Annotated in this window: 16 protein-coding genes; 3 read left to right on the forward strand and 13 right to left on the reverse strand. The window is 55.8% G+C overall.

What is annotated here, in order from left to right; all coding sequences use genetic code 11:
• The first annotated feature begins 38 nt into the window (after positions 1-38).
• Together ACLHV9_RS18150 and ACLHV9_RS18155 are read left to right on the forward strand one after the other, a co-directional pair.
• On the forward strand, positions 39-1,058 hold the full coding sequence (locus ACLHV9_RS18150) for a M4 family metallopeptidase (protein ID WP_108090899.1): 1,020 nt from the start codon (positions 39-41) through the stop codon (positions 1,056-1,058).
• The gene (locus ACLHV9_RS18155) at positions 1,059-1,409 is read left to right on the forward strand and encodes a protealysin inhibitor emfourin (protein ID WP_028016098.1); all 351 of its coding nucleotides are present in this window, start codon (positions 1,059-1,061) and stop codon (positions 1,407-1,409) included.
• On the opposite strand, the gene ACLHV9_RS18160 is transcribed toward ACLHV9_RS18155, so the two are convergent.
• The 13 genes from ACLHV9_RS18160 to ACLHV9_RS18220 all read right to left on the reverse strand — a co-directional run bounded on the left by ACLHV9_RS18160 (position 1,406) and on the right by ACLHV9_RS18220 (position 21,041).
• On the reverse strand, positions 1,406-1,627 hold the full coding sequence (locus tag ACLHV9_RS18160) for a zinc ribbon domain-containing protein (RefSeq protein ID WP_108090900.1): 222 nt from the start codon (positions 1,625-1,627) through the stop codon (positions 1,406-1,408). The genes ACLHV9_RS18155 and ACLHV9_RS18160 overlap by 4 nt on opposite strands.
• A 50-nt stretch (positions 1,628-1,677) precedes the next feature.
• Entirely contained in the window at positions 1,678-2,712 is a 1,035-nt protein-coding gene (locus ACLHV9_RS18165) for a Gfo/Idh/MocA family oxidoreductase (RefSeq protein ID WP_108090901.1), read from the reverse strand.
• A 61-nt stretch (positions 2,713-2,773) separates the two neighbouring features.
• Positions 2,774-4,315, reverse strand: coding sequence for a peptide MFS transporter (locus ACLHV9_RS18170; RefSeq protein ID WP_028016095.1), 1,542 nt, complete (start codon positions 4,313-4,315; stop codon positions 2,774-2,776).
• Positions 4,316-4,617: 302 nt separating this feature from the next.
• The gene (der, locus tag ACLHV9_RS18175; RefSeq protein ID WP_024908655.1) at positions 4,618-6,093 is read right to left on the reverse strand and encodes a ribosome biogenesis GTPase Der; all 1,476 of its coding nucleotides are present in this window, start codon (positions 6,091-6,093) and stop codon (positions 4,618-4,620) included.
• A gap of 112 nt (positions 6,094-6,205) precedes the next feature.
• On the reverse strand, positions 6,206-7,384 hold the full coding sequence (bamB, locus tag ACLHV9_RS18180) for an outer membrane protein assembly factor BamB (protein WP_028016094.1): 1,179 nt from the start codon (positions 7,382-7,384) through the stop codon (positions 6,206-6,208).
• Positions 7,385-7,394: 10 nt separating this feature from the next.
• Positions 7,395-8,015: a YfgM family protein gene (locus ACLHV9_RS18185; protein ID WP_028016093.1), complete on the reverse strand. Its 621-nt coding sequence runs from the start codon at positions 8,013-8,015 to the stop codon at positions 7,395-7,397.
• Positions 8,016-8,028: 13 nt separating this feature from the next.
• Positions 8,029-9,303 (reverse strand): histidine--tRNA ligase, encoded by a 1,275-nt coding sequence (hisS, locus tag ACLHV9_RS18190; protein ID WP_108090902.1) that lies wholly within the window; start codon positions 9,301-9,303, stop codon positions 8,029-8,031.
• Between the two features lie 80 nt (positions 9,304-9,383).
• Positions 9,384-10,502, reverse strand: coding sequence for a flavodoxin-dependent (E)-4-hydroxy-3-methylbut-2-enyl-diphosphate synthase (ispG, locus tag ACLHV9_RS18195; protein WP_023308814.1), 1,119 nt, complete (start codon positions 10,500-10,502; stop codon positions 9,384-9,386).
• 26 nt (positions 10,503-10,528) lie between these two features.
• On the reverse strand, positions 10,529-11,545 hold the full coding sequence (gene rodZ, locus ACLHV9_RS18200; RefSeq protein WP_028016091.1) for a cytoskeleton protein RodZ: 1,017 nt from the start codon (positions 11,543-11,545) through the stop codon (positions 10,529-10,531).
• Between the two features lie 293 nt (positions 11,546-11,838).
• The gene (locus tag ACLHV9_RS18205) at positions 11,839-13,005 is read right to left on the reverse strand and encodes a bifunctional tRNA (adenosine(37)-C2)-methyltransferase TrmG/ribosomal RNA large subunit methyltransferase RlmN (RefSeq protein WP_014832896.1); all 1,167 of its coding nucleotides are present in this window, start codon (positions 13,003-13,005) and stop codon (positions 11,839-11,841) included.
• Between the two features lie 169 nt (positions 13,006-13,174).
• A complete protein-coding gene (ndk, locus tag ACLHV9_RS18210) occupies positions 13,175-13,606 on the reverse strand; it encodes a nucleoside-diphosphate kinase (RefSeq protein ID WP_003860625.1) in 432 nt (143 codons plus the stop codon).
• A 156-nt stretch (positions 13,607-13,762) separates the two neighbouring features.
• Entirely contained in the window at positions 13,763-16,087 is a 2,325-nt protein-coding gene (gene pbpC / locus ACLHV9_RS18215; protein ID WP_407221190.1) for a peptidoglycan glycosyltransferase PbpC, read from the reverse strand.
• Position 16,088: 1 nt separating this feature from the next.
• Entirely contained in the window at positions 16,089-21,041 is a 4,953-nt protein-coding gene (locus tag ACLHV9_RS18220) for an alpha-2-macroglobulin family protein (RefSeq protein WP_407220929.1), read from the reverse strand.
• 193 nt (positions 21,042-21,234) lie between these two features.
• On the opposite strand from ACLHV9_RS18220, the gene sseA reads away from it, so the two are divergent.
• Complete coding sequence (sseA, locus tag ACLHV9_RS18225) at positions 21,235-22,083, forward strand: 3-mercaptopyruvate sulfurtransferase (protein WP_407220930.1); 849 nt, start codon at positions 21,235-21,237, stop codon at positions 22,081-22,083.
• Positions 22,084-22,085 lie beyond the last annotated feature (2 nt).

Raw genomic sequence — 22,085 nt, forward strand, 5'->3', positions numbered from 1 at the left:
ATACTGCTGCTATTCCCTTTTTTAATAAGGAGAGCAGCATGTCCCATCGTCATAGCGTTATTCCCCCTTATATTCTTCGTCGTATTATCGAAAGCGGTTCAGAGCAGCAACAGCGCTGCGCACGCCAGACCTTAACCCATGTCCAGACGCTGATGGCCCACATGCCGGGAAAACCTGCCGCGCCGCACGTGAATAAAGCCGGACAGCTGGAGCGCGATATTTACGACGCGAAGCAGACCCAGGAACTGCCGGGTTCGCAGGTGCGTTACGAAGGCCAGCCTTCGAACGGTGATGTGGCGGTGGATGAAGCGTACGATTATTTGGGTATTACCCATGATTTCTTCTGGAAAGAATATCAGCGTGACTCACTCGATAATAAAGGGCTTATTTTGACCGGTACCGTGCATTACGGTCGGGAATATCAGAACGCCTTCTGGAACGGTCAGCAGATGGTATTCGGCGACGGTGACGGGGAAATCTTTAACCGCTTTACCATCGCCATCGACGTGGTGGCACACGAGCTGAGCCACGGTGTGACTGAAACCGAAGCCGGGCTTATCTATTTTGAACAGTCTGGCGCGCTGAACGAGTCGCTATCAGACGTGTTTGGATCCCTGGTCAAACAGTATCATCTGAAGCAAACCGCCGATAAAGCAGACTGGCTCATTGGTGAAGGGTTGCTTGCAAAAGGAATCAACGGTAAAGGGCTGCGTTCGATGTCTGAACCCGGCACTGCCTACGACGATCCGCTGCTCGGCAACGATCCGCAGCCCGCGCACATGAAAAATTTCATTAAAACGCGCGAGGATAACGGCGGCGTACACCTGAACTCCGGCATCCCCAACCGGGCCTTTTATCTGGCCGCGACCGCGATCGGCGGCTACACCTGGGAAAAAGCGGGTTATGCCTGGTACGACACAGTTTGCGATCGCAATCTGGCGCAGGATGCGGATTTTGAGGCCTTCGCAAAACTGACGATAGCACACGGAGAGAAACGCTCCGGTGGCGACGTTGGAGCGGCCATTAAGCAAGCCTGGGAACAGGTGGGAGTGCTGTAAATGCAGGTTCCGGAACTGACGGATGACGCCGTGGTTGAGCTGGCCCGTGAAGGCGGCGTCGCTTTTATTCCTAAGCTGAGCGGCCAGCGTACCATCGCGCTTTCTTCGCTCAATGAGGCTCAGCGCCAGCGCGTGGTGAGCATCCTGGAGCAGGCCTTTCCGCGCGGTCAGCCGCCGGGACAAGCCTCGTCACCCGGCAGCGGCGACCAGCGCTATTTCCGCATCCAGATTATCTGGACCGGGCAAAATCAGGCGCACTACGCCGATATCATCGTGCTGGTACCGGAGCAGGAGGCGCCCGAGTCGCTGATCGAGCTGTGGCAGAAAGGCGAAGGCTGCGTGTGCGATTAGCCTTCGGCCTGAACGAACTCCACGCGTTTTTTAGAGATAAGACCGTGGCCGTTCTGGCAGAAATAGTCCACCGCGCCGCAGGCTTTTAATACCTGGAGTGGCTGATGGCATTCCGGGCAACGGGCTTCAAGCACAATGTCTTTATTACAGCTGTCGCAATGTGCCACCCCGTTCAGGGGCTCAAGCGGTGTCTGGCAATCCGGGCAGGTAATCGTCATGGTGACTCCTTTAGCGCATTCATGTCTGTGATAATTTTACCACGTTGCGTTCAGTGCGGGCCACGCAACTGTTGCTGCAAGGTCAGCAGCAGCGTCACTTCCTCGATCCTGCGGCGCGTGGTGCGACTCACCTCTTGCGGAGCCCGTTCATACAGACTCCTGGCGCCCAGAATATGCTCTGCAAGACAGTGTTCGTAGATTGTGCCGGGAATTTTCCAGCATTGACGGGTCTCGCCATTTATCAGCTCCAGCACATCTTCTGTGCCGTGCCGGTCGTAGCTGATAGTGCCCCCGTCCCTTAAGCAGAGCCGTAAACCTTTTTGCCCGCCCGCGGGTCCCGCGTATTTGTTAAGCCAGATATCCACCGGCACGCCGCTGATGCAGCCCTGAAGATGCGCCTCGCCTTCCGCAGTGGTCAGGTCGCCTTTTGCGATTTCGCGACCCAGCCGGTCTTTAGCCGTGACGACCTGCAACGTCATCTCATCACTCCCTCCCAGATAACGCACCGTTTCACGCAGCATCGCCAGCACGTGCGTACCGATATCCAGAATCACGCCATCAGGATGGCGAAGCGTACGGGTATCCGGCTCGCCCGTGGCAAAGTTAAGCGCAATGGGTTCTCCAGCTACGTTATAGCCACTCGGCTCCTGCAAAAAACCGTCGATTTTGACGATGTCAGAGACATTACCCACCAGCGACCGCTTCACCGTTTCAAGACGCACCATCCAGTGGTCGAGCGCCAGCACGCGAGATGCCACACCGGGTTTTGTCAGCAGCGTATTGAGCTTTTCTATTTGGGGAAGCGTGGCGACTACCGGTTTTTCAACCACAATGCGTGGAACGGGCGAGGCAATCGCCTGCTCCAGCACCTCAAGATGATGCAGCGATGCAGTGGTGATAAACAGGGTATCCAGCGGTATAGCAAGAAGCTCCGCAAGGGAAGTGCAGCGCGTAACGCCTTCAGGGTGCTTTGCGGGAAGAACATCAAACCCAAAACAACGAACCGAGTGACCAAAAAGATGTCGCAACGCAGGCATATACGCGGTTTCCACTACCGCGCCAAGACCAACAAATCCTAACTGCATAATTTCACCTCAGGGAATACAGTGCCGGGGCGTAACGTCTGCCCCGGCACACTGAGGTTTATCAGGCGTTAGCAGCCGGTTTAGTCTGCGCATTTTCCAGCATACGACGCACTGGAACAATGAGGACGATCAGTACCGCGGCACAAATCAGCAGCGCGACGGAACAGCGAGCAAAGAGATCCGGCAGCATATCCAGCTGGTCGGCCTTCACGTGACCGCCAATCAGGCCCGCAGCCAGGTTCCCCAGGGCACTGGCGCAGAACCACAAGCCCATCATCTGACCACGCATTCTCTCTGGCGCCAGCAATGTCATGGTCGCCAGGCCTATCGGGCTCAGGCACAGTTCGCCGAGCGTCAGCATCAGGATACTGCCCACCAGCCAGAACGGCGACACGCCCGCGCCACCATTACTCAGCACGTTTTCTGCCGCCAGCATCATCAGGCCAAAACCTGCCGCAGCACACAGAATACCGATAACAAACTTGGTGATACTGCTCGGACGAATGTTCATGCTCGCAAGCTTCGGCCATGCCCAGCTAAATACCGGTGCCAGCAGGATGATGAACAGGGCGTTAATTGACTGGAACCACACCGCCGGGATTTCGAAATCACCGATCATGCGGTTAGTGTAGTCGTTGGCGAACAGGTTGAACGAGGTTGGCTTCTGCTCAAACGCAGACCAGAAGAAGGCCGCAGAGATCAGCAGAATAAAACAGACCAGCAGTCTGGCACGCTCTTTACGGTTCAGGCCTGCAAAAACAAACAGATAAATAAAGTAGAGGGCCACGGACGCCGCAATCACGTAAACCAGCACGCTGGCTACCGCGACCGGGTTAATCACAATCACGCCTTGTGCGATCAGCGTGACGATCGTCGCCACACCTGCGGCCAGCGCCAGGAGCCACACGCCCACGCCGTTACGCTTCACAACCGGGCTGTTCCAGGTGGAGTCCAGACCGACTTCGCTGTCATAGCGTTTCATCGCCGGAACGGCAAACACGCGGAAGATAATCAGCGCGACCAGCATCCCGATACCGCCAATACCAAAGCCCCAGTGCCAGCCGTGGGTTTTGATCAGCCAGCCGGAAATCAGTGGCGCGATGAACGAGCCCATGTTGATGCCCATGTAGAACAGCGAGAATCCGCCGTCACGACGCGCGTCACCTTTTTTGTACAGAGTACCGACCATCACCGAGATACAGGTTTTGAACAGACCAGAGCCGAGCACGATGAACATCAGGCCGATAAAGAACAGGTTATCGCCCATGATGGCCGACAGCGCGATCGACAGGTGACCGAGCGCAATCAGAATCGAACCGTACCAGACGGCTCTCTGCTGGCCGAGCCAGTTATCGGCCAGCCAGCCACCCGGCAGTGCGGCCAGATACATGGTCCCGGCAAAGATACCGACAATCGCCGAGGCGTTTTCGCGCGCCAGCCCCATCCCGCCGTCATAGACGGTGGCGGCCATAAACAGGATCAGTAACGGGCGAATGCCGTAAAACGAGAAACGCTCCCACATCTCGGTGAAGAACAGAGAACCGAGCGGATACGGATGGCCGAAGAACGTTCGGCTTTCTTTTTGATTAACAGAGGATTGCATAATTCTCCCGAAAGGTATGTCGTCGTGCTTGTAAACACCAGCAAGTACGCCGGTCAGTTACGTATCTGACCGATTTTTTACATGTGGCGAAAAGTTAGTTAACCATTTGATAACCAGGCGCTAGTTTTGTCTAGTACCGGACCCCGGACTTTAAGATGAAAATTCGACTATTGTCTACTTTCTTAGATTTAAACTTGGTTAAAAGTGAATAGTGATTGACTTCACACAGAGAAAACCGACGGTATGATTGAGCGAAAAAAAAAGCCCGCGATAAACGCGGGCTTTGGTGAGATCGGCAATGATTATTTGCTTTTCTTAATGTGTTTAATCAAACGCTTACGCTTACGCATCTGGTTTGGCGTCAGAGTGTTGCGCTTGTTGGCGAACGGGTTTTCCCCTTCCTTAAACTGGATACGGATAGGCGTACCCATCACGTCAAGCGATTTACGGAAGTAGTTCATCAGATAGCGCTTGTAGGAGTCCGGTAGGTCTTTCACCTGGTTGCCGTGAATCACCACGATTGGCGGGTTATAACCACCGGCGTGGGCATATTTCAGCTTCACGCGACGACCGCGCACCAGCGGCGGCTGATGGTCTTCTGCAGCCATGTTCATGATGCGAGTCAGCATGGCGGTACTCTGACGACGGGTGGAGCTGTCATACGCTTCACGCACCGATTCGAACAGGTTGCCCACGCCGCTGCCGTGCAGCGCGGAGATGAAGTGCACGCGAGCAAAGTCGATGAAGCCCAGACGGAAGTCGAGGGTCTCTTTCACCTGCTCTCTCACTTCATTGCTCAGGCCATCCCATTTGTTGACCACGATAACCAGTGAGCGCCCACTATTGAGGATGAAGCCGAGCAGAGAGAGATCCTGATCGGAGATACCTTCGCGAGCATCAATAACCAGCAGCACAACGTTGGCATCTTCAATCGCCTGCAGGGTTTTGATAACGGAGAATTTTTCCACCACATCGGTGATTTTTCCACGCTTACGTACGCCTGCGGTGTCGATGAGGACATACTCACGCTCATCGCGCTGCATAGGGATGTAGATACTGTCACGGGTGGTGCCCGGCATGTCGTAAACGACCACGCGTTCTTCACCCAGGATACGGTTAGTAAGCGTAGACTTACCTACGTTTGGACGACCCACGATAGCAAGCTTGATCGGCAGATCCTGCGGGTTGAAGTCGTCTTCAGGCTCTTCTTCTTCGCCCTCTTCTCCGTCTTCAAACTGCGCCCAGTATTCGGCGTCTTCGTCCACCTCTTCTGGCGGGTTAACTTCGTCGACCCACGGCAGCAGAACGGTTTCCAGCAGGCTGGTTACGCCACGGCCATGCGATGCCGCGATAGGGTAGATTTCACCCAGGCCCAGAGACCAGAAATCCGCGATTGCCTGATCGGCATCGATGCCGTCAGTTTTGTTCGCCACCAGGAAGGTCGGCTTTTCGCGTGAACGCAGGTGTTTGGCGATAGCGGAGTCCGCTGGCATCAGGCCAGCACGGGCATCCACCATGAACAGCACCACATCGGCCTCTTCAATTGCCAGCAGCGACTGCTCTGCCATGCGGGTTTCAACACCATCTTCAGTGCCGTCAATACCACCGGTATCAATACAGATGAACTCGCGTCCTTCTACTTCTGCACGACCGTACTTACGGTCACGCGTCAGCCCCGGGAAATCCGCAACCAGCGCATCACGGGTGCGTGTTAAACGGTTAAAAAGAGTGGATTTTCCAACGTTAGGGCGCCCGACAAGCGCGACCACAGGTACCATGTTTGAAGCCTCATAAAATTCAAAATAACGTCGCTTTCGCGGCGTTTTTAAAAATGTCAAAACGGCTCCTGAATGAACAGGAGCCGTTTAGTATACTACAACCGCCGGGTAATTAACGCGTGATCGCGTACAGCGTGCCGTCTTTTGCCTGAATCAGCAGTTTACCATCGGCCACAACCGGATCGGTCAGGAAACCAGAGCTGTCGACTTTTTGCTGTGCAACAAAGCGACCATTTTCTGGATCAATCCAGTGCATATACCCTTCGCTGTCACCAACCACCAGGCTACCGTTGTAAAGCGCTGGCGCGGTCAGCAGACGGTGCAGCAGATCGCTTTGCGTCCACAGCGTCACGCCACCTTCGGTGCTCAGAGCCAGCAGACGGTCGTTCTGGTCAACCATATAGATGCGGTTACCCTCAACGATGAAATCATTCACCGAGCCCAGCTCACGTTTCCACATGATCTGGCCGCTGCGCAGATCCAGCGCAGTCAGGTTACCGTTATAGGCCAGCGCGTAAACCACACCGTTAACGATAACCGGCGTTGTGTCGACGTCGCTCAGACGGTCAATTTCCGTTGAGCCCGTAGCCTGAGAGATACGCTGCTGCCAGATCATCTGGCCTTGCTGCATCAGCACTGCGCTCACGCGACCGTTGTCACCGCCGACAATGGCAGCACCAAACGCGGTAGCCGGTGCGGATTCGCCGCGCAGAGAAAGCGCTGGCATATCCAGGTTAACGGTCCATTTCACCAGTCCGTCCGCTTCGTTCAGCGCCTGCAGCTGACCGTTGCTGGTATGAATCAGCACCAGGCCGTCACTCACCACCGGACGAGACAGGGATTCACCCGCCACGGTCGTTTGCCAGGCAATGGAGCCGTCGCTGCTGTTCAGGGCATAAACCTGTGCTTTTTCGCTGCCCACGTAGACATGACCACCGGCAACCGTCAGGCCACCAGACAGCAGTGCAGGTTTACGGGAGAACCAGCCGTCTTTTTCCGCCAGGTTAATCGACCACACTTCTTTTCCGTCATCAGCGTTCACCGCTTTCACGGTACCTTTGCGGTCAGCCGCATAGATGACGCTGTCGGCAAAGGCCGGATGAAGGTTGGAATAGAAATCACCAATCCCATCACCCACGGAGGTGCTCCACGCAGTGGATGGGGTAAACTGGTTTTCAACCGTCGGCAGTGGGGACATTTTCACAACGTCTTCTTCGCCACTGAACAGTGAACAACCACTCAATAACGTAACAGAAAGCAGTCCTGGCAGAAGTAATTTACGCAATTGCATCGGGTCCCTCTCAGACGGACAAATTATTTATTTTCATCTGCATCATTTCGCTCAGCGCAGGTGATGCCTGACTATCCACGCCAGCTTGCCACGCTTTACGCGCGCCCGCTTTGTCACCTTTGCTCAGCAGTGCTTCACCGCGCAGATCGGCAACGATGGCAGCAAAGCCCTCACCTTTGATGGTATCGAGCGTTTTCAGCGCGTCGTCAGCTTTTTTCTGCTGAACCTGGATACGTGCCAGACGAAGGTTGATAACCGCTTTCAGGTTTTCATCGCTGGCGGCCGCAAGGCCCTGAGACAGCTGAGCAGCCGCTTTATCCAGTTCGTTCTTATCAACGTACTGCTGTGCTACTTCCAGTGCAGCCAGTGCACCGTAGGTGTTTTTGTTATCAGCCGCAAACTTTTCGGCTGCCGTCAGCGTTTGTGGCTGATCGGCTCGAATTGCGCTCACGGTATTTTCATAGGACAGGGACGCGCCACGCGCGGAATCCGCCTGATGATTGTTCCAGTAACGCCAGCCTATCAGCGCACCGACACCTAAAATTACCCCAACAACCAGCGCTTTGCCGTTTTCAGCGAAGAAGCGTTTAATCGCGTCGACCTGATCGTGTTCGTTCTCGTAAATTTCCACGCAGTCCTTCTCCTTAGCCTAATAGAGTGCGCAAGTGCGCCGCAACGCCGTCCTGCGTTACCGTTGTCTGCTCACCAGAGCGCAGGTCTTTCACTACTACTTCGCCGTTAGCCACTTCGGACTCGCCCAGCACCAGTGCAATACTTGCGCCCCACTTATCGGCACGAGCAAACTGTTTTTTAAAGTTGCCGCCGCCGTGGTTGGTCATCAGCTTAACCTCCGGCAGTGCATCGCGCACGCGTTCAGCAAGCTGCATCGCCGCAGACTGCGTATCCGCACCTGAGGCCACCAGGTATATATCGACAACGGAATCTGCTTTAAATTCCGGATTAACTGCCTGAACCAGCAAAACAAGTCGTTCAAGACCCATCGCGAAGCCAACCGCAGGGGCTGCACGGCCACCTAACTGCTCTACCAGACCGTCATAACGACCGCCCGCACACACGGTGCCCTGCGAACCGAGGCTTGAGGTAACCCACTCGAATACAGTGCGGTTGTAGTAGTCTAGACCGCGCACCAGGCGCTGGTTAACGGTGTAAGCGATACCTGCCGCTTCAAGCAGCTTGCACAGGCCCGCGAAGTGTTCGCGAGACTCTTCATCCAGGTAGTCACCCAGCGCAGGCGCATCGTTCAGCAGCGCCTGTACATCTGCGTTTTTGGAATCCAGAACGCGCAGCGGGTTGCTGTACATACGACGTTTGCAGTCTTCATCCAGCTTCTCTTTATGCTGTTCCAGGAACGCCACCAGCGCGTCACGGTAGTTTGCGCGCGCTTCCAGAGAGCCGATTGAGTTCAGCTCCAGCGAAACGTGCTCAGAAATCCCCAGCGCGCGCCACCAGCGAGCGGTCAGCATAATCAGCTCAGCGTCGATATCCGGACCCTGCAGGCCAAAGACTTCCACACCCAGCTGGTTGAACTGGCGATAACGCCCTTTCTGAGGACGTTCGTGGCGGAACATCGGGCCGATATACCACAGGCGTTGCTCCTGATTGTACAGAAGACCATGTTCGATGCCGGCGCGTACGCAGCCCGCCGTCCCTTCCGGACGCAAGGTCAGGCTGTCGCCGTTACGGTCCTCAAAGGTGTACATCTCTTTTTCAACCACGTCGGTGACTTCGCCGATCGCGCGTTTGAATAACGGGGTCTGCTCTACAATCGGCAAACGGATTTCGCTGTAACCGTAGCTGCCGAGCACCTGCTTCAGTGTGCCTTCAATGCGCTGCCAGATGGCGGTTTCGCCAGGCAGATAATCGTTCATGCCGCGGATGGCTTGAATGTTTTTTGCCACGTTTATTCTCTTTCTATATACAAAAAAAACCCAAAGAATGGGTTCAATCATACATGGGAAGCTCGCGGCTTCCCATCACGTTATTTTTCAACCTGCTGAACGCTGATACGCTGTGTCTCGTCCATCATGGCCGCTTTGGCACGGATGCGGGCTTCAAGCTGGTCGATCATGTCGCTATTATCCAGACGATCTTTACGAACGCCATCTTCATAGAGACCACTTTTCTTGTTACCGCCGGTCACGCCCAGGGTTGACACCAGCGCTTCACCCGGACCGTTCACCACACAGCCGATGATGGAGACGTCCATCGGTGTGATGATGTCTTCCAGACGCTGCTCCAGAGCATTCACCGTTCCGATCACATCAAACTCCTGACGTGAACAGGTTGGGCAGGCAATGAAGTTGATCCCACGTGCGCGAATACGCAGCGACTTCAGGATATCGAAACCGACCTTGATCTCTTCGACCGGATCGGCCGCCAGAGAGACGCGCAAGGTGTCACCGATCCCTTCGGAGAGCAGCAGCCCCAGACCGATCGCGGATTTTACCGAACCGCTACGCAGACCACCTGCTTCGGTGATCCCGAGGTGCAGAGGCTGGTCGATCTGTTTTGCCAGCAGGCGGTAAGATTCTACGGCAAGGAATACGTCAGACGCTTTTACGCTGACTTTGAACTGATCGAAGTTAAGACGATCGAGATGATCAACATGACGCATCGCGGATTCGAGCAACGCCTGTGGCGTAGGCTCACCGTACTTTTCCTGCAGATCTTTTTCCAGGGAACCGGCATTGACGCCGATACGGATAGGAATATTTTTATCGCGGGCGCAGTCCACTACCATGCGGATACGCTCTTCGTTACCGATATTGCCCGGGTTAATACGCAGGCAATCGACGCCGTATTCGGCCACTTTCAGGGCAATGCGGTAGTCGAAGTGGATATCAGCCACCAGCGGAACGCTGACCTGCTGTTTGATCAGTTTGAACGCCTCAGCGGCATCCATGGTCGGGACGGAGACACGAACAATGTCCGCGCCCACACGTTCTAATGCTTTGATTTGATTGACCGTCGCTTCCACATCGGTGGTGCGCGTGTTGGTCATCGACTGAACGGCGATTGGTGCCCCATCGCCGATTGGCACATTCCCAACGTAAATCCGTTTCGATTTTCTACGTTGAATCGGAGCCTGGTTATGCATGAAAAATCTCCCGCGTTGCCCGTCTGTTACTGTGCTGCTGATTGTTCGGCATTAACGGTAAGACGTGCAACCTGGTTAGTTCTGATAAAGCGGCTCAGGTCGACAGGTTTTCCTTGATACTGGATCTGTACCGCTGCCGGAGCGCCGATTTTAAGTTTATAAGGAGCCTGGCCGGTTAGGTTTAACGTGCCATCTTTACGCTGCAGGCCGCTGAACAGTTTTTTACCTGTTGCGTCAGTCACTTCCAGCCAGCAGTCGGCGTTAAAGTTCATCACCAGCGCATTCGGATCAGCGGCTGCCGTGGCAGTGCCTGCCGGGTTGGTTGGCAGAGAGGCTGCGGTATTGTCCGTAGGCTGACTGGCCGCTGGCGCGTTCGCCGCCGTATCAACATTAGCCTGAGAAGGGGAAACCACCGCGTTTTGATCCTGAGCCAGAGGTGCAGTGGTGTTCGCCGTTGCTACCGGGGTCTGCGCTGCACCGGTCGCCGACGCGTCTGGCGCTGCGGTCTGTGGCTCGCTGGAGGAAGCTGCGCCGTCGGTATTCAGCGGCACGCTCTGGCCGTTCTCACTTCCGGCCTGGTTGAGTTCGGCGGAGGATTGATCGGCCATGGTGGTGATCTCTTCCTGCTGCGCCTTGTGGTTTTGCCACCACCATGCGCCGGTCAGACCGATCACCACAAACAGGACCAGCCAGGTAAAGCTCATCAGCCAGCCATCACGTTTTTTACGACGTTTCCCCAGGGAGAAAGTCTGCATCGGCGCAACTTTCGCTGCACGTACCGGTGCCTGCTTCTCCATCATCGGCAGTAATTCGTTTTCGGGGATGTGCACCAGTTTTGCGTAAGAGCGGATATAACCGCGCAAGAACGTTGAAGCCAGATCGGCAGGTGCCTTATCTTCTTCAATATCGCGAACCGTGGAAACCTTCAGGCACAAGCGTTCTGCAACGGCTTGCTGGCTGAGTCCGAGTTGTTCACGGGCGTTGCGAAGACGAACGCCAGTGGAGAGTGCTTCATGTTGGTCGTGAGTGGCTTCAGTATTCATTCGCTACAACTACTGGTACGTGAAAAATAAGGGTTCAGGCGCCGGTGAGTCACAATGCCACCCGCACCGCGAAACTTCTGGTCAGTTAACCGTGAACAGACAGTATAAGACTGTCTGCCCGGAGATGACAGTACAGCCCTGCCCGTACGGCTAAACTGTTGTTACGTCGTTACATACTGCCCGAAAGTCGAATGAAACGCACCGTAATTATTACTCAGTCATCACGAATCTGACTGATTATTCAGTAAGATTATGCTTCACGGCGCAGATAATGCGCCGTGAGTGCATAATAATCAAACAGCTTTGACCGCAATTGTCTCACCCTGCATGCGTTTACGCAGGGTGCGTTTGGTACGGTCAATGACATCACCTGCCAGCTGTCCGCATGCGGCATCAATGTCATCACCACGGGTTTTACGCACGATGGTGGTGAAACCATACTCCATCAGCACTTTGGAGAAGCGATCGATACGGCTGTTCGAGCTACGTCCATAAGGTGCGCCCGGGAACGGGTTCCATGGAATCAGGTTGATTTTGCATGGCGTATCTTTCAGCAGTTCAGCCAGCTGATGCGCATGTTCGGTACCGTCGTTAACATGGTCAAGCATCACGTACTCGATAGTGACACGGCCCTGGTTCGCGTTAGATTTCTCCAGGTAACGACGCACGGCAGCGAGGAAGGTTTCGATATTGTACTTTTTGTTGATCGGCACAATTTCGTCACGGATTTCATCGTTTGGTGCGTGCAGGGAGATTGCCAGCGCAACGTCAATCATGTCACCGAGCTTGTCCAGCGCAGGCACAACACCGGAGGTCGACAACGTCACGCGACGTTTAGACAGACCGAAACCGAAGTCATCCAGCATGATTTCCATCGCCGGAACGACGTTGGTCAGGTTCAGCAGTGGCTCACCCATGCCCATCATCACCACGTTGGTAATGGGACGCGTACCTGTCACTTTTGCTGCGCCCACAATTTTTGCGGCACGCCAGACCTGGCCGATAATTTCAGAGACACGCAGGTTACGGTTAAAACCTTGCTGCGCGGTAGAGCAGAATTTGCACTCCAGCGCACAGCCTACCTGAGAGGAGACACACAGCGTGGCGCGGTCTTCTTCCGGGATGTAGACGGTTTCAACGCGTTGATCGCCTACGGCAATCGCCCATTTGATGGTGCCGTCAGAAGAACGCTGCTCTTCCACCACTTCTGGCGCACGGATCTCTGCAACTTCTTTGAGCTTATTACGCAGGACCTTGTTGATGTCAGTCATGTCATCAAAATTGTCGCTGCAGTAATGGTACATCCATTTCATCACCTGATCGGCACGAAACGGCTTCTCACCCATCTCTTTAAAGAACTCGCGCATCTGCTGACGGTTCAGATCCAGCAGGTTGATTTTTCCATTTTTATTTGGAACCGCAGGCGTGGCGACTTCGGAGGTATTCACTAATTCAGACATAATATTTTCCGGCCTCGTTGTTACACGTTATGGCCCATGGAGGGTTGAATAGAAACGCCCCGGAAAGCAGCCTGCTCGTCCGGGGCGTTGCATTGTACAAACTCTGACGCAGGGATGCCACGTCTGGACGCGGCATTTACGAAAATAATGTGTAAACGAAACCGTTAAATTAACGGGTACGTGGACACACTTCGCCTTCTGCGAAGAAGAAAGCGATTTCGCGGGCAGCAGATTCAACAGAGTCAGAACCGTGAGTACCGTTCTCGGTGAAGCTGTCAGCGTAGTCAGCGCGCAGGGTACCTGCCAGCGCGTTATCCGGGTTGGTTGCACCCAGCAGGTCACGGTGACGCTGTACTGCGTTTTCGCCTTCCAGTACGGATACAACGATCGGACCAGAGGTCATGAACTCAACCAGGCCGTCAAAGAATGGGCGACCTTCGTGCTCGGCGTAGAAACCACGAGCCTGCTCAACGGTCAGGTGCAGCATTTTAGTGCCAACAATCTTAAAACCTGCTGATTCAAAGCGAGCGAAGATGCTGCCAATAACGTTTTTTGCCACCGCGTTTGGTTTGATGATGGAAAAAGTACGTTCAATAGCCATGATAACCTCTGTCAATGTTCTGTTGTTTTGCATACCTGAGTATGGTGTGGCGCGGATTATAATGAGCAATAGCGCCATTGCCTATGGATTCAGGTAACATTTTTTTAAAATAAGACGAGTTTTAGCAACAGCTCACATCTGAAAGCTGTTTTCTGATCACTGAAGCGTAAAATTCACCGTCGCGACCTGCCCGCTCTCATCCATAACGAGTAACTGATAATCGCCCGATTTATCAAGCTGTAATGTGTAAACTCTTCCTTTAACACTCAGCGGTTCGCCGTTCAAAAACCACCAGCGCTCGCCGCTATTGCCGGTCACCTGAAGGGGAAGCGAAACGCGGGGCTCACCAGGTAGACGTTTGATAACGGCCCCCTCGCGCACGCCGGTCAACATGAGCGGAGCAGGTGCATCCTGTGACAACGGCGGACACGTTGCCGAAGATGGAGGAACCCGGACCGCGCGACGTTCGGTTGCAGGCAGCCACGGCTCCAGTGGCAGAGGCCAGACATCAAGGACTTTTTCAGTTGCGTCAGGGCAGTCTGCCGCAACGCGTTTGCCGGTTTTATCCAGCCATACCGGGAAACGAATGCCGCGTATGCCTTCCTGTTCCGGTAAAAGCAGCGTGGGTGGTTCACTCCCCTCAAGTAACCACGTCGCAAGACGACGTCGGCAGTTTTCACTGCCTTCCGGCAGCGACTGGCCGCCCGGCCAGCAGATCACGCCCCGCCCTACGCTTTCCGGACGCGGATCGCGCGGCAGACGGGCTTCGTCTACCGTTGAGCGCGACTGAATCAGGTTATTCACCTGATTTAACAGCGGCACGGCGCTGGCAAAACCAAACTGCCCCGCCACCGGCGTGCCGTCTGGTCGTCCGGTCCAGATGCCAATCACGTAACGGGCATTCAGGCCAATGGCCCAGGCATCGCGGTAGCCGTAGCTGGTCCCTGTTTTCCACGCCAGCGGCGCGATTTGCGGTAGCGCGTTATCCGGTAGCGGCTGCGCCTCATTCGCCAGAATACGACGAATAATCCACGCCGAGCCTTGTGACAATAACGGACGTTCAACCAGCGGATCGCCTGGCTGTAAACGCAATCGTCCCGCTTTACCGTGTCGGGCAAAGGCGCTGTAGGCTGCCGTGATGTCCGCCAGTCGTGCGCCTGCACCTCCCAGTATCAGAGAAAGGTTTGGCTGAGCGCCCGCAGGCAGTATAAGCGGCAAGCCTGCATTGCTCAGCATCCCGGCAAACCGTTTTGGCCCATACGCTTCAAGCACCTGTACCGCAGGCAGGTTGAGGGAGCGCACCAGCGCTTCACTCATGCTGACCGGTCCGTGGAACCCACTGTCAAAATTCCCCGGGCGATAATCACCGGTTTTTCTTGGAACGTCCTGAAGCAACGACGCGGGATGGATCAGGCCATCGTCCAGCGCCATACCGTAGATAAAGGGCTTCAATACCGATCCCGGGGATCGGATCGCATTGACCATATCCACATGGCTGAAACGACTGTCATCGTTGATATCCACCGACCCCACCCAGCCGCGCACTTTCATATCGGTATGATCGACCACGATCATCGCCAGCGAGCTGCGTGCAGGCAGGCGGGATTTCCAGTTCACCGCCAGCTCTTCCAGCTGCCGTTGCAGTCCGGCATCCAGCGTGGTGACAATTTTCGTGTCACGACTTTTACCGAGCATCATCCGTGCAAAGAGCGGCGCCAGCTGCGGCATCTGTCGTGGTGCCAGCCATACCGCTTCTTCACGGGATTCTTTGACCTGTTTTGCAGACCAGACGCCTTGCGTCGCCATCCGATCGAGCACTTTATTGCGCGCCGCTTCGGCCCGTACAGGCCAGCGGTCCGGGCGTAAACGACTCGGAGCCTGAGGAAGCACCGCCAGCAGCGCCGCATCGGAATAGCTGAGCTGCGACGGTGGTTTGCCGAGATAGGTCCAGCTTGCGGCTCCCACCCCCTGCAACGTGCCGCCAAACGGGGCGCGGTTGAGATAGAGCGTGAGGATCTCGCGTTTGGAAAGATGCCATTCCAGCTGCATCGCCCGCCAGAGTTGACGAATTTTGCCGCCAAAGGTACGCGGATGTGGATCCAGCAGGCGCGCCACCTGCATGGTGAGCGTGCTGCCGCCAGAGACAACCTTTCCGGAAGAGAGATCCTGCCAGGCCGCACGAAGAACAGAGAAAGGGTTCACGCCAGGATGATCCCAGAACCAGCGATCCTCATACTGGATAAGGGCCTCAAGATAGCGGGGAGAGACCTCTTCAATCGTAACCGGATAACGCCAGATCCCGTCGTTATCGGCAAAACGCCAGAGCGGCGTCCCCTTTTCATCCACCACGACCCGCGCAGGGTTGACCTCTTTCAGAGGCAACGGCCACAGGCGGTCAGCAACGAAGATGAGCCCCCATAAAACGAGAAGCGCTCCCGCCAGCCAAAGCCAGCGGGAGCGTATCAAACGTGCCATCAGCATATTACGGAACAACAATCAGCGGGCCACTGGCCGCACCCGTTGCCCGCCACTGCGGAACATACATGGATTCAACCATCGGAACCGGCACCTGGTAGGTTCCCGGCGTGACCGCACGGGCCAGGTAGACCAGCGTCACCGGCTGTCCTTCATTGACAGGAACTGCCGCCACGAAACGATCGTCACGGAACTCCATATGCTGAATATCGGCCTGCTGCATCTGACTGAGCAAGTTCTGCACTTCGCTACCGCTATCCTGCAGGCTGGCGCTACTGCTCGCCAGGTTCTGGTTTTCCAGTTCCAGCCCAGCCGGGAGCAGATCGACAACCAGCGCGTCAGGCACGTTCTGACTGGCCTTGACTTCGAGCCACACCAGCACCAGCTCCCCGCTCCTCAGCTCAGAAAGAGACTTCGTGCTGCCGTCGGTTGCCAGAATATGGCGTTCAACCTGCAATACGTTAGAGGCTGGCTGAGGCGCGTATTCCGGATAACCCGTACTGTCCAGGCGCAGCCACAGCGGTGTCGTACCGGTATTGGTCACCTGCAGTGCGCCAAGCTGATCGCCATTCACATTTTGGATCAGCGATTTATCCCCACCTGAAGCGGTATCAGACAACGATGTTTTCGCCTGCCATGCCCCTGACAAGGTTTGCAGCGAACGACCGGCCAGGAACAGCGCATTACTCTCCTGAGTGGACAACCAGCGCTGGCTGAAGGCTTGTTCAGACAAGGCATTCAACAGCGTATTTTGCGAATCCGGCAGCAGCTTGTACTCCTCCAGGAGGGAGAGCATCAGTGCGTTATCACGCAGGACGCTACCGTAATCGGCCATCCAGGTCTTGCTGTCGTTACGCGGTGTTTTGAGTGCCAGCTCCAGCGCCTGCTGGCTGCGCGGAGCATCACCCATCAGTTTAAGTGCCATACCCAGTTGCATCAGCGGTAGTCCGGAGGCCGCTTGCCCGTGGCGCTCCCAGATCTCACGCAGCGCACCCAGTGGCGCTTTTTGCTGACGCGCCAGCACCAGTGCAGCGTAAGCCTGTACGGCGAACTTGCTGGCCTGAGTATCGTCGCTATAGCGAATGGACATCATGCCTGGATCCTGCAGATAACGCAGCAGGCGGCTATTGGCGTTATTCACCGCATCGACAGGTACGCTGTAACCCTGCTCGCCCGCGCGCACCAGGAAGTCAGTAACGTAGGCGGTCAGCCAGTACTCTTCCGGGCCATTTTTATCCCAAAGAGCGAAACCGCCGTCCTCACGCTGCATCTGCAGCAGACGAGAGATGCCGATATCAATGGCCGCACGGCGTTTGTCGTCCGTATCACCTTTGATGCCAAGTGCGGTGAGTTGCGCCGCATTGGTGTAGAGCGATGGGAACAGACCGCTGGCAGTTTGTTCCAGACAGCCATACGGATAAGCCTGCAGTTCGCGAATATAACGCGCCAGATTGAGCGGCGGTTTGCCGCTCAGTAACAGTTGCCCCTGCAGGGTCGCAGGAGAGAAACCATTGATATGCTGCGCAGGTGCCGTCCAGGACTCACCAGGGTTCAGCATAGCCCCCGTATTCACCGTCTGGGCCGGGAACGCCGGACGCACGCCGATTTTCCAGCTCTTCTGCTGCGGTGTGAAGGTCTCGCCTGGAAGCTGCAGGCCGATCACCTGCGCGGTCAGTTCACCGTCTCCGTAGCCGTCCAGCGCGCGCACAGGAATAAACAGGGTGGTTCGTGCACCCGGCGGCAGTTGCACCGGCTGCGGCTGTGCGCCTTCAAGCGACAGTTTACCGGTCGCGGTCAGGGCGATGTTCAGCGTCTGCGGCATGTCAGTCAGGTTGGTGAGATCCAGCGTCAGCCGCGAGGTGTCTCCACTTGCCAGGAAGCGTGGGGTATTCAGCTCGGTAATGACCGGCGAGGCGACAATGACTTTGCTTTCGCTACTGCCGAAATCATCTTCCGTCCAGGCCTGCGCCATCAGGCGCAGCTCACCGTTGAAATCGCCAATCGGCAGCGTAATGGTACCTTCCCCGTTGGCATCAAGCGTAACCGGCTGGGCCTGCTGGGCGATAATGGTGACGTGGTTCACCGGCGGTTTGCCACCACGCTTGAGTTCATCTCCGTCGCCACCAAAACGCAGCGCGGCCATACGGCCCTGACCTTCAATGACCTGGCCGTAGATATCGTAGATATCTGCGCCATAACGCTTCTGACCGAAGAAGGCTTGCCACGGATCCGGCGTGACGTAATCGGTAATGTTCAGCACCCCGCTGTCCACCGCCGAAAGCAACACGTTCACTTTCTGCGGAGCCGCACCCTCTTTCACGCTGGCTTTCACCTTCACAGAGAGCGTCTGGTTCGGACGCATCTTCTGCGGGTTGTCCAGGGCAATGTTCAGACGGCGATTTTCGTCGCCCATCGGCAGGTGCAGCAGACCCACCGCACGTTTTGGCGTAGCGGATTTGGATTTGTCCCCGGGGCGTACCACCAGTGTGCTGAGATAGAGATCGTGGCGTTTCCAGGCCTTATCCACCGGAATAGAGAGATCAAGCCCGTTTGCCGGTACGTCGATCTCTTTCCACCACAGCGGACCTTCGCTGGATTCGATCATCGCATAGCCTTTGCCTGCCGCCGGCGCAGCAATATGCAGTTGAATCGTATCCCCTGGCTGATAAGACGGTTTATCCAGTTTCAACGTCACGCGGTCAGGACGCGCAGCCCCTGTGCCGTCGCTGTTATCCTGCCAGCTATACCCTGCCCAGAAGCGCACGCTGCTAACCATCTCGTCAGGTGCTTTAACTTCAAGACGATAAGAGCCCCACTCCACCGGGAAGGTAACTTTGCCGGTTTCATCCGCCTTGAGGCTAAGCTCCTGCTCGCCTTCGATCAGATCTTTTTGATCAAACTGTGACTGCCAGCCTTCGCTTTCTGACCAGTTCCAGTAGTAGTCCCGGCGCTCGCGGATCAGGCGAACCTGTAACCCGGAAACAGCCTTTTTCGCCCCGCTGGCATCGGCATAGACAATGTCAAAGCTGGCGTTGCCATTTTCATCAACAATTGGCTGGTTGACTGTCGTATCGGTACGGTAGTCATAAACGGCTTTGCTGGCGAACTGAGGGCGGATACCCGGCAGCTCAGCCGCCGGCCAGATGGCCTGCTCAGCACGACGCGTTACCGGACGACCACCCGACTCCAGCAGGCTGGCCTGCAGAATCAATTGCAGAGGAGAGTGCACCTCTTTCCACTGGCTTTCGGTGGAAACCTGCCCACGCCCCTTATCATCGAGAGTCAACTGAACTTCATCCAGACTGCGGCTCAGGTTCTCCTCGGCGATATCACCAAACTGGAAGCCCGGCAGCGCAGCCACTGCCTCACGCAGAGGACGCAGGAAAAGCTGGCCCTGCAGGGAATTACCGTTGGCCGGCGCACCGTACAGGTAATATCCCACCACGTTAAAGTCGACGTTGTCCTGCGGTGAAACCGGCGTTTTTTGTCCAGTCAGATTCAGCGCCATACGCTCTGGCATAAAATCTTCGACGTGGAAATCCCACAAACGCTGCAGGTTATCCCCCGTGTTGGCGCGGATATGCCACATGCCGGTCTGCGCCCCGCTGTCCAGCGGATAGTTAAAGCGATAGAGGCCGTTCTCTGGCTGGACGACAATCGTGCGCGCCACCTGCCCATCCGGGCGCAGCACGTCAAGTTTCACGGGCTGATCGGGAAGTGGTTTACCGTCACTGTCACGGAGCAAACCGTTAAGGATCACCATTTCGCCCGGGCGGTAGATATCGCGCGGGCCAAACATAAAGAACTGCTTGCTGTAGCCCGGCGCACCTGCAATATCAAACTCCGCCAGATCGAGGGCCGGTAACTTAAGGTCAAGCAACGTCGTTTGCCCGTCTTTACTGGCAAGGATCAGCGCGGCCTCTTTGTCGGTCTCAAGCTTTGCATGACCATCGCCATCGCTGTTCGCTTCGGCAAGCGTCTGCCCTTTATCGTTCAACAGGGTGACGGTCACACCGGACTGCGCCGCACCGTTTTCCAGACTCTGGGTAAAGATATCCAGGCGGTTATGATAACGGTGAGCGGACAGCCCAATGTCGCTTAAGGTAAAGAGAGTCGCAGCGTTGCTGTAGTTATAGTGCCCCGCCTGGTTCATCACCGCGATATAAACCCCAGACTGCTGAAGCGGCTTAATATCCTTCAGGGGCAACAGCAATTTTTCACGCGTGTTGCGCGCCGGGTTGAGGTCAAAACGTCCGGTGTAAACCAGATCCGCCATCTTCAGCAGATTGTCGGATTCCCAGTTTGTCAGCGAATTACGGTATTCCCACTGACTGACAAACGAGGCCAACGATTCCGGCTTCACGCGGTAGAAATTAACGTCCACATTGTTGACGTTGAGCGCCATCACCGGCAGACCTTCCACCACCTTGCCCGGCAGCAGTGAGCCCCGGCTGGCGAAACCGACCGTCGGTTCAACATCCCGGGTGGTCAACGCTTTTTCATAATCAATTCCGAATGTCGCTTTGTTCAGCGCCTGCAGGCCACGTTCAACGGTAACGACCAGATTGCGATTGGGCTCCAGATGGCGCAGACGCAGCTCTTTCAGGTTCGGCGCAAGTTCCCACGCCCCGTCAACCTTGCCACTTTTCTTATCCACAACATGCACTGTTTTCGCGAAATCCTGATCGGGATTCAGTGGAACAGAGAAGGTCAGCACCAGTGTTGATGCGCCATCTAGCTGCACTTCAGAAGCATCCAGCAGGGTTAGCGCTTTACCCTGACTCTGTGCCGCAAGTTTGGCCAGCTTTTCAGCATCGGGTTTTTCCACTGCTTTCGATTCCGATGAGGTGGATGCTGCGGGAGCCGCAGCCTGAGATTTATCGTCGCTGTTATCACAGCCGACAAGCGTAAACGTGGTGAGCAGCGCGAGAGAGAGCGCGGCTAAGCGAAACGGTTTCATCCTTTGTCCCTGGCCCATGGAGCCTGTTGGTCGTCGTCCGGATAAGTATTATCCGCAAGTTTCACTAATTCAAAAAGTCCAATTTGAGAATCCGTAAAATTAAGGGGTGGCTCGCGACTTGAACGCAGTTTGCTTGTCGACGTCAGAAAAAACACCGACAATTCTTTTTTACGGAAAAGAATGGAGGCACCCCATGACTACCTCATATTTTGTCGCCGCCGACTGGCTCATTGAGCACAGCGATGACCCGGAAGTCCAGATTATCGATGCGCGAATGGCCCCAGCCGGGCAGGAACATCTCCGCGATATGGTCGCGGAATACCGCGCAGGCCACCTGCCTGGTGCGGTATATTTTGATATTGAAACCCTCTCCGATCACACCACTCCCCTGCCACACATGCTGCCACGTGCGGAAGCCTTTTCTGTGGCGATGCGCGAGCTGGGCATCAACCAGGACAAGCATCTGGTTGTCTACGATGAGGGCAACCTCTTCTCCGCGCCGCGCGCGTGGTGGATGCTGAAAAACTTCGGCGTCGAAAAGGTCTCGATTCTGGCAGGTGGTCTGGCTGGCTGGAAGCGCGATGAACTGCCGCTGCAACAGGGCGAAGTCACGCTGGCGGAAGGCGATTTCGATGCGACGTTTGACCCACACGTGGTGAAACGCCTGACCGACGTACTGGTGGTTAGCCATGAAAAAACGGCACAAATCGTCGATGCCCGCCCAGCTCCGCGTTTCAATGCCGAAGCGGATGAGCCGCGTCCAGGACTGAAGCGCGGTCACATCCCGGGCGCGCTGAATGTACCGTGGGGCGATCTGGTATTTGAAGGCGAACTGAAAACCACTGATGAACTTCGCGCTATTTTTGAGAGTCAGGGTGTGGATTTACACCGTCCGATTATTGCCAGCTGTGGCTCCGGCGTAACGGCTTGCGTGGTGATCCTGGCGCTCGCTACGCTCGGTGTAAACGACGTGACGCTCTATGACGGCGCCTGGAGCGAATGGGGAGCCCGAGACGATCTGCCGGTTGAACCCACCAGATAAAC

Source organism: Enterobacter sp. CPE_E890 (assembly GCF_046521475.1).
Lineage (GTDB): Bacteria > Pseudomonadota > Gammaproteobacteria > Enterobacterales > Enterobacteriaceae > Enterobacter > Enterobacter adelaidei.